The organism is Streptomyces sp. NPDC051020 (genome assembly GCF_040683105.1).
Taxonomy (GTDB): Bacteria; Actinomycetota; Actinomycetes; order Streptomycetales; family Streptomycetaceae; genus Streptomyces.
Genome location: NZ_JBFBCG010000073.1, coordinates 1 through 13,562, shown reverse-complemented (window position 1 = coordinate 13,562; position 13,562 = coordinate 1). Strand labels below are relative to the sequence as shown.

The following is a 13,562-nucleotide window of genomic DNA, read 5'->3' as shown; positions in this document are numbered from 1 at the left end:
ATCCTTCAGCCGGTTTTCGTGTACGTGACCTTCTCGCCGGTGTCCGGGTTCTCGCGGCGCAGGGTGCCGTCCGGGAGCAGGGTCAGTGTGGTGGCCTTGCCGGGGGTGCAGGACGTCATGGGTTCGCCGAGCGTGATCGTGGAGGGGCCGATGTGGATCGGTCCGTCGGGGGACGGCTCGTCGGTCAGGTCCGCCTGGAAGACGCAGCGGTAGGTGCCGCCGGTGTCGATCGGACCCTCCGCGGTGAGGGTGAGGACGCTCCGGCCGGCCTTGCCCTGCCGGATGACGAGTTCGCGGCTGGAGTGACCGGCGGAGTTGTCGATGCTGCCGGACCAGGTGCCGAGGTAGCCCTCGGGGATGGAGCCGTCGCCGTCCTTCTCCTCGTCGGAGGGGGAGTCCGACGGCTCCTCGGCCGGTTCGTCGGACGTGGACGGACTGGGCGAACTGCTCGGGGGCGCGCTGGACTTCGTGCCGTCGTCGCTCATGAGCGCGTACACCGAACCGCCCGCGCCGATCGCGACGAGCACGGCGACCACGATGAGGGCGGCGGTTGAAACTGCCCTGCGGCGTACCGGTTCGGGCTGTGGGGCGGAGGCGGGATAGAGGGGGCCGTACGGAGGTGTGGAGCCGAAGCCGGGGTGCTGTGGTGGCTGCTGGTGCTGCGGATATCCGTAGCCGTACGGCTGTCCCTGACCGGGGTGCGGCTGGGTGGGCAACTGCGGGTAGCCGTGCGCGGGGACAGGGCTCGGTATGGGGGTTGAGGTGCCGATCGCCGTGGGTATCGCATGGACCCCGCCGGGTGCTTGCGGGGCCGGAGGCTGCGGGGCGGGCGGCCGCGGGGCGGGCGGCTGCGCCGCCGCGGGCACCGCGTCCTTTGGACCGGGCGGGTCAGCCGGTTCCGCAGGCTGTTCCGGCTCCTCCTCCGGGTCCTCCGAGTCCAGCAACTCCACCGCGTGACGGCCCAGCTGGGCGAGGAGCGCGCCCGGCAGCCATGGTTCGGCGGGCTCGTCCTCCGCCAGCCGTTCCAGGATCGCGTCCGTCGTCGGCCTGGCGGCCGGGTCCTTGAGGAGGCAGTCCCGGACGAGGTCGACCAGATCCACCGGGACGCCGGTCAGGTCCGGGTCCTCCTGCGCGATCCGGAACATCAGCACATGGACCTCGTTGTCCGCCCCGCCGAACGGAAGCCTGCCCGTCGCCGCGTACGCCAGCACCGAGCCGAGGCAGAACACATCGCACGCCGCGGTCACCCGCTCGCCCCGCACCTGCTCGGGCGCCATGAAACCGGGCGAACCGACCAGCGCCCCGGTGCGGGTCAGACCCCCGTCGGTGGCGGTGTCCAGTGCCCGGGCTATGCCGAAGTCGATGACCCGCGGACCGTCGATCGTCAGCAGAATGTTGGACGGCTTGAGGTCGCGGTGGATGAGCCCGGCGGAGTGGATGGCCTGGAGCGCGCGGGTCAGCCCCGCACCCAGGATGTGGACCGAACGCTCGGGCAGCGGACCGAAGGCCCCCGAGGCCGGTCCCACCGGTGCGCCCGCGCGCCCGGAGACGGTGACCTGGAGGGACGGCCCGGCGACGTATCCGGTCGCGACCCATGGCACGGCAGCCTCGGTGTCGGCGTCCAGCACGGGGGCCGTCCACGTCGAGCCGACCTGGCGTGCCGCCCGCACCTCCTGGCGGAACCGGTCGCGGAACTCCTGCTGCTCGGCGAGCTCCTGGCGTACCAGCTTGATCGCGACGGTACGGCCCCGATCGGACCGGGCCAGATAGACCTGCCCCATGCCGCCCGCGCCGAGCCGCCCCAGCAGGCGGTACGCGCCGATGCGTTGCGGGTCGGTGGGCCTGAGCTTTTCCACGGTGTGCGACCTCCCCCGTACGGCGACACGACGGACGGGTCGAGAATAGCGGCGCACGTCATGCCCCAGCAGTCCGGCCGGGCGTCGGTTTCGCCCGCTGCCGGTTCCGCCCTCGAGGGCCGGACGGGCCGGGTTCAGCTGCTGGACAGGATGGGGTTCACGCGCTGGGCGGGACGGGTTGTGCGCCGGTCACCGCGTCGACTGCGGCCGACAGCCGTCCCAGCACCCGCACCGTCTCCGTGAAGCCCTCCGCGCCCAGCTCCTGCGCCAGTCGTGCGGCGACCTCCGCGTGGCCGGGGCCGATCCGGGACACCGCCGCCCGCCCCTCCTCGGTGGGACGCAGCAGCTTCGCGCGCCGGTGGGCAAGCATGTACCCGTGTGCCGACCCGACACCCTGCCCACCAAACCGCCCCAGGCCATACAGGTTGGCCATGTCGAGCCGCTCACCGCACGACCTACGCTCGCCGCATGACCCCTCATGCCTCCCATGCCTCCCACACTCCGCAAGTCGACTCCGCGGCCGGTGCGGCCGTGAAGGCCGCCGACCGTGCGCACGTGTTCCACTCCTGGTCCGCCCAGGGCCTGATCGACCCGCTCGCCGTCGCCGGCGCCGAGGGCGCGTACTTCTGGGACTACGACGGCAACCGCTACCTGGACTTCACCAGCGGCCTCGTTTACACCAACATCGGCTATCAGCACCCCACCGTCGTCGCCGCGATCCAGGAGCAGGCGGGCAAGCTCGCCACCTTCGCTCCCGCGTTCGCGATCGAGGCCCGCTCCGAGGCCGCACGCCTCATCGCCGAGCGGACCCCCGGCGACCTGGACAAGATCTTCTTCACCAACGGCGGCGCCGAGGCCGTCGAGAACGCCGTCCGGATGGCCCGGCTGCACACCGGCCGTACGAAGGTGCTCTCCGCCTACCGCTCGTACCACGGCGCGACCTCCACCGCGATCAACCTGACCGGGGACCCGCGCCGCTGGCCGTCCGACAACGGCTCCGCAGGTGTCGTACGGTTCTGGGCGCCGTTCCTCTACCGCTCGCCGTTCTACGCCGAGACCGAGGCCGAGGAGTGCGCCCGCGCCCTCCAGCACCTGGAGGACACCCTCGCCTTCGAGGGGCCCGCGACCATCGCCGCGATCATCCTGGAGACGATCCCCGGCACGGCGGGCATCATGACGCCGCCGCCCGGCTACCTCGCGGGCGTCCGCGAGATCTGTGACCGGTACGGCATCGTCTTCATCCTCGACGAGGTGATGGCCGGCTTCGGGCGCACCGGCACGTGGTTCGCCGCCGAGCACTTCGACGTCACGCCCGACCTGATGACCTTCGCCAAGGGCGTCAACTCCGGTTACGTACCGCTCGGCGGTGTCGCGATCTCCGCGGAGATCGCCGCCACCTTCGAGACCCGCCCCTACCCGGGCGGACTTACGTACTCCGGCCACCCGCTGGCCTGCGCCGCGGCCGTCGCCACCATCGGCGTCATGGAGGACGAGAAGGTCGTCGAGAATGCCGCCCGCATCGGCGAGACCGTCCTCGGCCCCGGCCTGCGTGAGCTCGCCGAGCGCCACCCGTCGGTCGGCGAGGTGCGCGGTCTCGGCGCGTTCTGGGCGCTGGACCTGGTCCGCAACAAGGAGACCCGGGAGCCGCTGGTCCCGTACAACGCCGCCGGTGAGGCCAATGCGCCGATGGCGGCGTTCGGCGCGGCCTGCAAGAAGAACGGCCTGTGGCCCTTCATCAACATGAACCGTACCCACGCCGTTCCGGCCTGCAACGTCACGGAGGCCGAGGCCAGGGAGGGTCTGGCGGCTCTGGACGTGGCCCTGTCCGTCGCGGACGAGCACACCGTCTGACACGCTCCGCCCGCATTTCGCGGGCTGTTCGCACGGCGTCCCTCCCCCGTGCCCGGATCCGGGCACACCGGCCCTGGCTTAAGGTGACCCAAAGCCGAAAAGGGAGGGTCGCCATGCGCGCGAGTGGAACTGTGACCCGCAGTACGCTGCGGCAGCAGATCGCGGACGCGCTGCGTGACGAGGTGCTCGCCGGGCGTTTGCAGCAGGGGCGGGAGTTCACCGTCAAGCAGATCGCCGAGCAGTACGGGGTCTCCGCGACGCCCGTCCGCGAGGCGCTCTTCGATCTCTCCGCGCAGGGCCTGCTCGAATCCGACCAGCACCGCGGGTTCCGGGTGTACGAGTTCACCGTGGCTGACTACCGGGCGATCGTCGAGGCCCGCACCCTGGTCGTCGACGGAGTCATCCGCAGCATCTTCGACGGGCCGGTCCGCCCGAAGGGTGCGCAGCCCGCGAAGTGCCGCGACGCGTTGGTCTCCGTGCGCCGTCGCGCCGAGGAGGCCGCGCGGGCGGCGCGGGGCGGTGATCTCGACATCCTCATCGGGTACGACCTGCGCTTCTGGCGTGAGCTGGGCGCGTTCGTCGGCAACACGTACATCACCGACTTCCTGCACCGGCTGCGCATCCAGGCCTGGGTGTTCGCCGTGCCGTACCTCCGCAGCGACGGGGATGTGTGCGACTGGCTCTGGAGCGGCCACCCGGACCTGGTCGCGGCGATCACGCTCGGGGACCGCGACGCGGTGCGCGCGGTGATCGACGGCCACAACGCCCACGCGCTGAGCTGGGCGGAGCGGCTCGCGGCCGGTGACCCGCCGCATCCGGGGCACGGCGGCTGACGGTCCGGCAGCGAGGTGTTCCGCAGCCGGACATGAAGGACCACTGTGCGCGGCGGCCCCCTCGCATTACGCTGTCCCGACCGTCGCGCGAACCGCGCGAGATCCTGTGGGAGAGCGAGACTTCGTGGCCTGTGACCTGTGGCTGGTCCCCCTCGTCGATGTGCTGTGCCAAAGCCCCGACAACCCGTTCGCCGAAGAGATAGCCGTCTACGACAACGCGCTGGGCGAGGCCGGACTCCCGGCCGTACCCGTCTACGCCTACATGCCGGGTCTGACCGGCGATGTGGCCCCGGTCGCGGCCTTCGACTACGACGCACTGCACTTCCTGCGCCGCGCCTATCTGCTGCAGCTGAGCGGTCTCGCCGTCGCGCCGGTCGACGAACTGGGCGGCGACTACGAGCAGTTGCTGGAAATGTTCGAGTCGACGGCGCGACAATCCCACCTGGTCTGGCACTACGACCATGCGGGGGCGTACGTCCCCGTGGACTTCCCCTCCCCGCTCTCCAGCGACCAACTGCTGGAGGGCGGCGGCCCGCTCGGCTCGGCGCACGGGCTGCTGCGGGAGCTGGAGTACGTCGCTCCGTCCATCGGCATCGACCCGGTGAACCCCCCGGCCGCCCCGCTGCCGCCCATCGCGCCGACCTCGCTGGAGGAGCCGGCGAGCCCGATTCCGTACGACGACAGTCCGTTCGCCCGGGAGCGGCACGTCTGGCTGGGCCTGCACGCGGCGGCGACCCGCAGCCTCGCCCAAGGCTCCATGATCATCTTCAGCTGACGCGGCGGCCCGGACCGCCGAGGTCACCGCCCACCGGAGTCACCGCCCGCCGGGACCACCGTCACCGGGGTGACTCCGGTGGTCGCTGCCGCGGCATGTTCGGCCGGGTCACCGACTGCATCGGGAACCGCCCCTGCGCCGCCCCCGGCTCCGTACGCCCGCCGATCCCGCTCCCCGAGACCAGTGCCTGCATCCCCATCGGCGCAGGCCCGGCCCGGAATTCCACCATCCAGTCCGCGGTCTCGGACCGTACGAGATCCGTGATGTCCTCCGAGAATCGCCGCAGCACCCCCAGGCACCGCTCGGCCGCCTCGCTCGCCGTCCCCTCGGTCGGCCCGAGCACCTCCCGTACGCACTCCGACGCCCAGTCGAACTGCAACACCTGAAGCCGTCGCTGCACGGCCTGCGCCGTGGCGAGGTTCCTTATCCAGCCGGAGGTCAGGCCGAAGTACCGGTCGCAGGCCATGCAGGCGGCTCCCAGCAGCAGCGAGAGATAGCCCCAGCCGGCCGCCCCGTGCAGCGCGCCCGTCAGATCGAGCAGCGGCAGCGCCGCGCCCGCGACCGCCCCGGCCGCCGTGCCGATCCGCAGCGCCCTGGCGCCGAGCCGCTTCCCCACCCGGTCGTTCAGATACCAGCCGGCGGTGCGCAGCGCCTCGGCCTCGACCCAGCGGTACAGCTCGTCGAGGCGTTCCGCGGGTTCGCCCCAGTCGCCGAGCGGGAACGGCTGTCCGGTCAGATCCCGGCCCCGCGCACGGAAGCCGGAGCGCGGCTCCGAGCCCGGCCCGGAGGCCGAGCCCGGCCCGGAGGCCGAGCCCGGCCCGGAGGCCGAGCCCGGCCCGGAGGCCGAGCCCGGCCCGGAGGCCGAGCCCGGCCCGGAGCCCGGGCCCGAGCCCGGCGGAACGGCCGAACCGGGCGCGCCGGACTCGTTGCGGGGCGCCCTCTCGGGCTGCATCTCCGGCTGACTCACCGGGGCACTCCTCTGCACTCTGCGATTTCGACGTTTCGCACGCGCGTATGGGACACGTGCAGGCGACGACGGGCGGACTTTCGGCGTGGCCGCCTGTCCCGCTTGCGTAACCCTGCGTGACGGACGACGCGCGTGTGCGTATTGATATGCATGCCCTTCCTACCGCCGAATGGTGGGCCGTGGGGCCGAAATCGCGGTATTCCCGGGTGTGCATGCCCTGTGATCAGGTATAGGAGTCTTGCTGTGGTTGATCGGATTTCACCCGAAAGGGTTGCTCGACAGTGGGTGGGGCGCGGTTCCCGGTGACCACGTAGGCTCGGCATACCGAAACATTTGTCGTCGATATGCCAGGAGTGACCGTGATTCCCGGTGGTGGCCAGCCCAATATGCAGCAGCTGCTGCAGCAGGCCCAGAAGATGCAGCAGGACCTCGCCCAGGCCCAGGAGGAGCTGGCCAGGACCGAGGTCGACGGTCAGGCGGGTGGCGGTCTGGTGAAGGCGACCGTCACCGGCTCCGGCGAGCTCCGCGGCCTCGTGATCGACCCCGAGGCGGTCGACCCGGAGGACACCGAGACGCTCGCGGACCTCGTCGTCGCCGCAGTCCAGGCGGCGACCGAGAACGCGCAGGCGCTTCAGCAGCAGAAGCTGGGCCCGCTGGCCCAAGGGCTGGGTGGCATGCCCGGGCTTCCCTTCTGATCCGCCCGCACAGCAACTACCGTACGTACCACGACAACGACAGCAGTAGCAGTCGAGGCACTCAGCTCAGGAAGGCGTTCCGTTGTACGAAGGCGTGGTCCAGGACCTCATCGACGAACTGGGCAGGCTGCCCGGCGTCGGTCCCAAGAGCGCGCAGCGGATCGCTTTCCACATCCTGCAGGCCGAGCCCACCGACGTGCGCCGTCTCGCCCAGGCCCTCCTGGAGGTCAAGGACAAGGTCCGGTTCTGCTCGGTGTGCGGCAATGTCGCGCAGGAGGAGCAGTGCGGGATCTGCCGCGACGCACGCCGCGACCGGACGGTGATCTGTGTGGTCGAGGAGCCGAAGGACGTGGTGGCGATCGAGCGGACCCGTGAGTTCCGCGGCCGCTACCACGTGCTCGGCGGGGCGATCAGCCCGATCGAGGGCGTCGGCCCGGACGATCTGCGCATCCGCGAGCTGCTGGCGAGGCTCGCCGACGGCTCGGTCACGGAGCTGATCCTGGCCACCGACCCCAACCTGGAGGGCGAGGCCACCGCGACCTACCTGGCGCGGATGATCAAGCCCATGGGGCTGCGGGTGACGCGGCTGGCCAGCGGGCTGCCGGTGGGCGGCGACCTGGAGTACGCGGACGAGGTCACCCTGGGCCGCGCCTTCGAGGGGAGGCGCTTGCTGGATGTCTGACCCCACCCCGTACGACACCTGCACCACGGCCGGGATCCTCGCGGACGAAACCTCGACGTCTCACGGCGGCTTTACGTTGAGCGGCGCTATGTTCTTCTCACCGTTCGCGACCGTGCCCACGGGAGGTCCCCTCGATGTCTGACGCCACGCTGAATTCCGTCACGCAGAACCCGGACGACTTCGCCGTCCAGATCGCGGACCAGATCAAGACGTTCATCGTCGCGGTCACCGAGGTTTCCAAGGTCGACGAGCCGGAGCAGGCCGTCCCGACCCTGCTCCTCCAGGTCTCCCAGCTGCTCCTCGCGGGCGGCCGGCTCGGCGCGTACGAGGATGTCCTCCCCGACGAGCGCTACGAGCCGGACCTGGGTGCCGAACCGGACGCCGACGGCCTGCGCGAGCGGTTCGCGGCCCTTCTCGAACCGATCGACGTCTACTCCGAGGTCTTCGACCCCTACGAGCCCCGCAAGGCCCCGGTCCCGGCCCGCATCTCCGACGACCTGGCCGACCTGATCACGGACCTGCGTCACGGCCTGGCCCATTACGAAGAGGACCGTGCCACCGAGGCGCTGTGGTGGTGGCAGTTCTCCTACTTCTCCAACTGGGGCTCCACCGCCTCCGCCACCCTGCGCGCCCTCCAGTCCCTGGTCGCCCACATCCGCCTGAACCAGCCCCTCCAGGAACTGGACGGACTGGACACGGACTCGGAGACCGTCGACGACGACCTGGCCGAGGAGGCGGGGCGGGTCATGGCCGAGGAGATCGCGGGACCGCTCGGACTGCGCCCGGTGAAGTAACCGTCCGGCCGGGAGTGGCCCTGTGGGGCCCGGCCCCCGTCGCGGCGCAGACCGGCCGCCCGCATGGGCCGGGGCGGCGGCAGGAGGTACGGAGACGAGGGCGAGAAGCAGCGGGAGGGTGCGGAGCGGCTCGTGCGGCGGGGGACTTTCCTGGGGCGGCCCGTGGGGTTGCGGTTCACTCTGGAGAGGTCGGACCCGGAGATCGTGGACCTTGCCCGGTGTGGGCTGAGCCACATGCGGGCGTGGTGCCGGGATCACTGGGCAGCAGACCCGTACGGGCAGTCCGGGTGACACGCCGATGATCACGTGGTGAGCGGGACATCTCACAATGCGATATCAACGGGGCGAATCCGGGCTGCTCGTTAAACTGAGTCGACCGCAGTAACGGACTGAGCGAGGAGCGCACGTGGGCCTTGTCGTGCAGAAGTACGGAGGCTCCTCCGTAGCCGATGCCGAAGGCATCAAGCGTGTCGCCAAGCGAGTCGTCGATGCCAAGAGGAACGGCAACCAGGTGGTTGTCGTGGTGTCGGCGATGGGCGACACGACGGACGAGTTGATCGATCTCGCCGAGCAGGTGTCACCGATGCCTGCCGGGCGTGAGTTCGACATGCTGCTGACCGCCGGAGAGCGGATCTCCATGGCCCTGCTGGCGATGGCGATCAAAAACCTGGGCCACGAGGCCCAGTCGTTCACGGGCAGCCAGGCCGGCGTCATCACCGACTCGGTCCACAACAAAGCGCGCATCATCGATGTCACGCCGGGCCGTATCCGGACCTCGATCGACGAGGGCAACATCGCCATCGTCGCCGGGTTCCAGGGGGTGAGCCAGGAGGGCAAGAACATCACCACCCTCGGCCGCGGCGGGTCCGACACCACCGCCGTCGCACTCGCGGCCGCGCTGGACGCCGAGGTATGTGAGATCTACACCGATGTGGACGGTGTCTTCACCGCCGACCCGCGGGTCGTGAAGAAGGCCCGGAAGATCGACTGGATCTCCTTCGAGGACATGCTGGAGCTGGCCGCGTCCGGCTCCAAGGTGCTGCTGCACCGGTGCGTGGAGTACGCACGCCGCTACAACATCCCGATCCACGTCCGCTCGTCCTTCTCCGGACTGCGCGGCACCTGGGTCAGCAACGAGCCGCAAGGGGACCAGAAGATGGAGCACGCGATCATCTCCGGAGTCGCCCATGACGTCTCCGAGGCCAAGATCACGGTCGTCGGCGTGCCCGACAAGCCGGGCGAGGCCGCAGCGATCTTCCGCACCATCGCGAACGCGGAAATCAACATCGACATGGTGGTGCAGAACGTCTCCGCCGCGTCGACCGGTCTGACCGACATCTCGTTCACGCTGCCGAAGGCCGAGGGCCGCAAGGCCATCGACGCCCTGGAGCGCAACCGCGGCACGATCGGCTTCGAGTCGCTGCGCTACGACGACCAGATCGCGAAGATCTCCCTGGTCGGCGCGGGTATGAAGACGAACCCCGGGGTCACCGCGGCCTTCTTCGAGGCGCTGTCCGACGCCGGCGTGAACATCGAGCTGATCTCGACGTCCGAGATCCGCATCTCGGTGGTCACCCGCGCCGACGACGTCATCGAGGCCGTGCGCGCCGTGCACACAGCCTTCGGCCTCGACAGCGACTCCGACGAGGCCGTCGTCTACGGGGGCACCGGCCGATGACACCCCGCCGCCCTTCGCTCGCGGTCGTCGGAGCGACCGGGGCGATCGGCGGCGTCATGCTCCAGATCCTTTCGCAGCACGCGGACGTCTGGGGCGATGTGACGCTGATCGCCTCGCCGCGCTCGGCCGGCCGCAAGCTGGTCGTACGTGGTGAGGAGACCGAAGTCCTCGAACTCACCGAGGACGTGTTCGACGACGTGGACGTGGCCCTCTTCCTGGTGCCCGACGACGTGTCGGCACGCTGGGCACCGATCGCCGCGTCCAAGGGTGTCGTCGTCATCGACGACTCGGCGGCGTACCGGCTGGACACGGACGTGCCGCTGGTGGTGCCCGAGATCAACCCCCATGCCGCACGGATCAGGCCGCGCGGCATCATTGCGAGCCCCAACTGCACCACGCTGTCGCTGATCGTCGCCGTCGGTGCGCTGCATGCCGAATTCGGGCTGAGGGAGCTCGTCGTCTCCTCGTACCAGGCAGTGAGCGGCGCGGGCCGCGACGGCGTCGTGGCGCTGCGCGAACAGCTGTCGATGGTCGCGGGCACGGAACTGGGCACCAAGCCCGGGGACGTACGCCGCGCCCTCGGGGACACCGAGGACTCGCCGTTCGCCGCGCCGGTGGCGCTCAACGTCGTGCCGTGGGCCGGGACCGACGCCGGGGACGGCTGGTCGTCCGAGGAACTGGCGATCCGCGACGAATGCCGCAAGATCCTGGACCTGCCGAGCCTGCGGGTCGCGGCGACCTGTGTGTACGTGCCCGTCATCGCGACACACTCCATGTCCGTGCACGCCCGCTTCGAGAACGAGGTCGCGGTCGACCGGGCGCACGAGATCCTGGCGACCGCGCCGGGCGTCGTCCTCTACGACAGCCCGGCATCCGGCGACTTTCCGACGCCCTCCGATGTCGTGGGCACCGACCCGGCCTGGGTGGGCCGGGTACGGCGGTCACTGGACGATCCGCGCGCCCTGGAGCTGTTCGTCTGCGGCGACAACCTCCGCAAGGGAGCGGCGCTGAACGTGGCTCAGATCGCCGAAGCGGTGGCCGCAGAATTTCCCCGGACCTGATCCGACCGTTTCTGTACGCTCTGTGGACCACCTGTGAGCAAGTAGCTGGTCAGAACCTCTTGAGCTGGGACCTTGCGGTGCCCGACGATGACCTTTGGTGTGCTGGAACCGGCGGCCGGGGAGCGCGCGTCTCTGCGGTCACTTCTTGCGCGGCGGGGCGCGAAATCGTGGCATTCGGGGAAGAGCAGGTACGTATGAGGGCATGTCGCACAGTGCCAAACATGGTGCCGTACGCGTACAACCCTGACGGGGGGAAACGTGTCCAACAGGCGTGGCAGAGGTTCTCGACATCACAGTGGTGGGCCCGTTGCGGGGCGCTTCAGTGCGTCCGCTCCGGAGGCCCCGCGCACCCGGCGGTATGCCGGTGATTGCGCCCATGCCCGCTGCGCGCCCCGCCCAGCTCCCGTCGCAGCGCGAGGGCGCTGAGCGCAGCGTGGCAGCCGGAACCACCGTTGACCACCTCACCGAGACCTACCGCGCCCACTATCGTTCGCTGCTCGGCCTCGCGGCCCTGCTGCTGGACGACACCGCCTCATGTGAAGACGTGGTGCAGGAGGCGTTCATCCGCGTGCACTCGGCGCGCAGCCGGGTACGTGAGCCCGAGAAGACACTCGCGTACCTGCGCCAGACGGTCGTCAACCTGTCGCGCTCCGCACTGCGCCGCCGCATCCTCGGGCTGAAGCTGCTCTCCAAGCCGATGCCCGACATGGCGAGCGCCGAGGAGGGCGCGTACGACCAGCTGGAGCGGGACGCGCTGATCAAAGCGATGCGGGGGCTGCAACGGCGCCAGCGAGAGGTACTGGTGCTGCGCTACTTCGCGGACATGACCGAGGCTCAGGTGGCCGACACGCTGGGGATATCGCTGGGTTCGGTCAAGGCGTACGGCTCGCGCGGTATCGCGGCGCTTCGCGTCGTGATGGAGGCCCAGGCATGAACTGGCGCGAGCGCAGGCAGGAACGCACGCATGAGCGTGGGATTGACCGGACTGGAAACGGAATTGTGAACCACGGGCCGGAGAACAGCTCGAACGCGCAGCCGAACGGGCCTCGGGACCCGCTGTCGGACGCGGACGCCACCACGGAGGCCGCCGCATCCGTGACGGGCGCGGCAGGCGCGCAGGCGGCACAGGGCGGGGGCGACGATCCCGCCGAAACGGCCCGGTTCGGAGGTCTGTCGGAGCTCTTCGGCACGGACCCCGACGGTTCCGACGCAGCCGGCGGCTCCGGCCCCGACCTGGACGAGTTCGCACTGCGCCGCATGTTCCACGGCGCCGTCCAGGACCTCGCACCCACCGACGGGGCCCTCGACCACCTGCGGCGTGCCGTTCCCGCCCGGCGCGCCCGGCGGCGGCAGGCCGTCGTCGGCATGGCGGCGGCGGCGCTGCTCATCGGCACCGCGGTCCCCGCGTTCGTCCATGTCGCCCGCTCCACCGGCCCGGACACCGCCAACCCGGCCATCGCCGGACACGGCGAGCAGGCCCAGGGTGGCAACGGCGCCGATTCCGGTTCGGCTGCCGACGAGAAGAGCCAAGGCGGCAGCCCCGACGGACACAACAACGGCTCCAACGGCCACCCCGACAGCACCAGCAGCCCCTCGGGCAGTGGCAGTACGGGCACCGACGGCAGCGCGTCGGGCGCAGGCGCCGACCCTTCCGACACCAAGGCGGCTACGACGCCGGTCTGCGACCCGGGGCAGCTCGGTGTCGCCTCCGCCCAGGCGGGCGCGGCCGGTGCCGACGGCACGGTGTACGGCACGTTCCGTATCTCCAACATCTCCGGCACGGACTGCACGGTGACCAGCAGCGGCACCGTGGGCTTCGAGACGACGGGCGCGGCCGACCCGGCCAGGATCGATGTCGTCCAGCACACCACGGGCGACCCGGCGGCCGGACTGCCCGACCCGTCGCAGGAGGCGGGCACGGTGCTGCTGAAGCCGTCCATGACGTACGAGGTCCAGTTCGCCTGGGTACCGAAGGACACCTGCCCGACTGCCGGCAGCTCGCCGACCCCGACACCGACCGACGGCGCCGCGGGTACCAGCGGCGGCACCAGTGAAGGGACGTCGCAGACGGAGCCGCAGCTCGGTGGCGCGGACGGCGGCGGAACGCTGGAGGGCAGCGTCGCCGTGACGCACACTCCGGAGCCCGGTTCGCCGGTCGCGGCGGCGAGGATCCCCAACGCCTGTGCGGGCACGATCTACCGGACGGGCGTCATCGCCCCGTCGGCGTAGCGACGACGGCGCATACGTGAGGGGGTCCGCCGGTGGAAACCGGCGGCAAAGACCCCTGCGGTACCGTCGGCAAAGACGACCGTGCATGGGCCTTCTGGCGAAGGACCACTGTTCGCCGCGCTGTGCGCTCGGTCCCGCAGC

At 70.7% G+C, this 13,562-nt stretch carries 12 protein-coding genes and 1 pseudogene; 10 read left to right on the top strand and 3 right to left on the bottom strand.

Going from position 1 to position 13,562, the window contains the following annotated elements:
- Nucleotides 1-5 precede the first annotated feature (5 nt).
- Both AB0N06_RS29930 and AB0N06_RS29925 read right to left on the bottom strand, forming a co-directional pair.
- Entirely contained in the window at nt 6-1,856 is a 1,851-nt protein-coding gene (locus AB0N06_RS29930) for a serine/threonine-protein kinase (RefSeq protein ID WP_366137817.1), read from the bottom strand.
- 157 nt (nt 1,857-2,013) lie between these two features.
- A pseudogene (locus AB0N06_RS29925) lies at nt 2,014-2,220 on the bottom strand (MarR family transcriptional regulator); the annotation flags it as partial.
- 104 nt (nt 2,221-2,324) lie between these two features.
- Between AB0N06_RS29925 and AB0N06_RS29920 the strand changes: the two are divergent.
- The 3 genes from AB0N06_RS29920 to AB0N06_RS29910 all read left to right on the top strand — a co-directional run bounded on the left by AB0N06_RS29920 (nt 2,325) and on the right by AB0N06_RS29910 (nt 5,315).
- On the top strand, nt 2,325-3,707 hold the full coding sequence (locus AB0N06_RS29920; protein WP_366137816.1) for an aspartate aminotransferase family protein: 1,383 nt from the start codon (nt 2,325-2,327) through the stop codon (nt 3,705-3,707).
- Nucleotides 3,708-3,820: 113 nt separating this feature from the next.
- Complete coding sequence (locus AB0N06_RS29915) at nt 3,821-4,540, top strand: GntR family transcriptional regulator (RefSeq protein WP_366137815.1); 720 nt, start codon at nt 3,821-3,823, stop codon at nt 4,538-4,540.
- A 124-nt stretch (nt 4,541-4,664) separates the two neighbouring features.
- Entirely contained in the window at nt 4,665-5,315 is a 651-nt protein-coding gene (locus AB0N06_RS29910; RefSeq protein WP_366137814.1) for a hypothetical protein, read from the top strand.
- Between the two features lie 61 nt (nt 5,316-5,376).
- On the opposite strand, the gene AB0N06_RS29905 is transcribed toward AB0N06_RS29910, so the two are convergent.
- The gene (locus AB0N06_RS29905) at nt 5,377-6,282 is read right to left on the bottom strand and encodes an SLATT domain-containing protein (protein WP_366137813.1); all 906 of its coding nucleotides are present in this window, start codon (nt 6,280-6,282) and stop codon (nt 5,377-5,379) included.
- Nucleotides 6,283-6,641: 359 nt separating this feature from the next.
- Between AB0N06_RS29905 and AB0N06_RS29900 the strand changes: the two genes are divergently transcribed.
- The 7 genes from AB0N06_RS29900 to AB0N06_RS29870 all read left to right on the top strand — a co-directional run bounded on the left by AB0N06_RS29900 (nt 6,642) and on the right by AB0N06_RS29870 (nt 13,421).
- Nucleotides 6,642-6,977 (top strand): YbaB/EbfC family nucleoid-associated protein, encoded by a 336-nt coding sequence (locus AB0N06_RS29900; RefSeq protein WP_366137812.1) that lies wholly within the window; start codon nt 6,642-6,644, stop codon nt 6,975-6,977.
- 82 nt (nt 6,978-7,059) lie between these two features.
- A complete protein-coding gene (gene recR / locus AB0N06_RS29895; protein WP_366137811.1) occupies nt 7,060-7,659 on the top strand; it encodes a recombination mediator RecR in 600 nt (199 codons plus the stop codon).
- A 134-nt stretch (nt 7,660-7,793) separates the two neighbouring features.
- Complete coding sequence (locus AB0N06_RS29890) at nt 7,794-8,453, top strand: DUF5063 domain-containing protein (protein ID WP_366137810.1); 660 nt, start codon at nt 7,794-7,796, stop codon at nt 8,451-8,453.
- Between the two features lie 406 nt (nt 8,454-8,859).
- The gene (locus AB0N06_RS29885) at nt 8,860-10,131 is read left to right on the top strand and encodes an aspartate kinase (RefSeq protein WP_366137809.1); all 1,272 of its coding nucleotides are present in this window, start codon (nt 8,860-8,862) and stop codon (nt 10,129-10,131) included.
- Nucleotides 10,128-11,192, top strand: coding sequence for an aspartate-semialdehyde dehydrogenase (locus AB0N06_RS29880; RefSeq protein ID WP_366137808.1), 1,065 nt, complete (start codon nt 10,128-10,130; stop codon nt 11,190-11,192). The genes AB0N06_RS29885 and AB0N06_RS29880 overlap by 4 nt, the downstream gene beginning before the upstream one ends.
- 358 nt (nt 11,193-11,550) lie before the next feature.
- Nucleotides 11,551-12,126 (top strand): SigE family RNA polymerase sigma factor, encoded by a 576-nt coding sequence (locus AB0N06_RS29875; RefSeq protein ID WP_366137807.1) that lies wholly within the window; start codon nt 11,551-11,553, stop codon nt 12,124-12,126.
- Between the two features lie 65 nt (nt 12,127-12,191).
- Nucleotides 12,192-13,421, top strand: coding sequence for a hypothetical protein (locus AB0N06_RS29870; RefSeq protein WP_366137806.1), 1,230 nt, complete (start codon nt 12,192-12,194; stop codon nt 13,419-13,421).
- The last annotated feature ends 141 nt before the right edge of the window (nt 13,422-13,562 follow it).

Bases quoted from the DNA above. Each gene is read 5' to 3' on its own strand.
- AB0N06_RS29920 (WP_366137816.1), top strand. From the start codon at position 2,325: ATGACCCCTCATGCCTCCCATGCCTCCCACACTCCGCAAGTCGACTCC.
- AB0N06_RS29890 (WP_366137810.1), top strand. From the start codon at position 7,794: ATGTCTGACGCCACGCTGAATTCCGTCACGCAGAACCCGGACGACTTC.
- AB0N06_RS29915 (WP_366137815.1), top strand. From the start codon at position 3,821: ATGCGCGCGAGTGGAACTGTGACCCGCAGTACGCTGCGGCAGCAGATC.
- AB0N06_RS29875 (WP_366137807.1), top strand. From the start codon at position 11,551: ATGCCGGTGATTGCGCCCATGCCCGCTGCGCGCCCCGCCCAGCTCCCG.
- AB0N06_RS29880 (WP_366137808.1), top strand. From the start codon at position 10,128: ATGACACCCCGCCGCCCTTCGCTCGCGGTCGTCGGAGCGACCGGGGCG.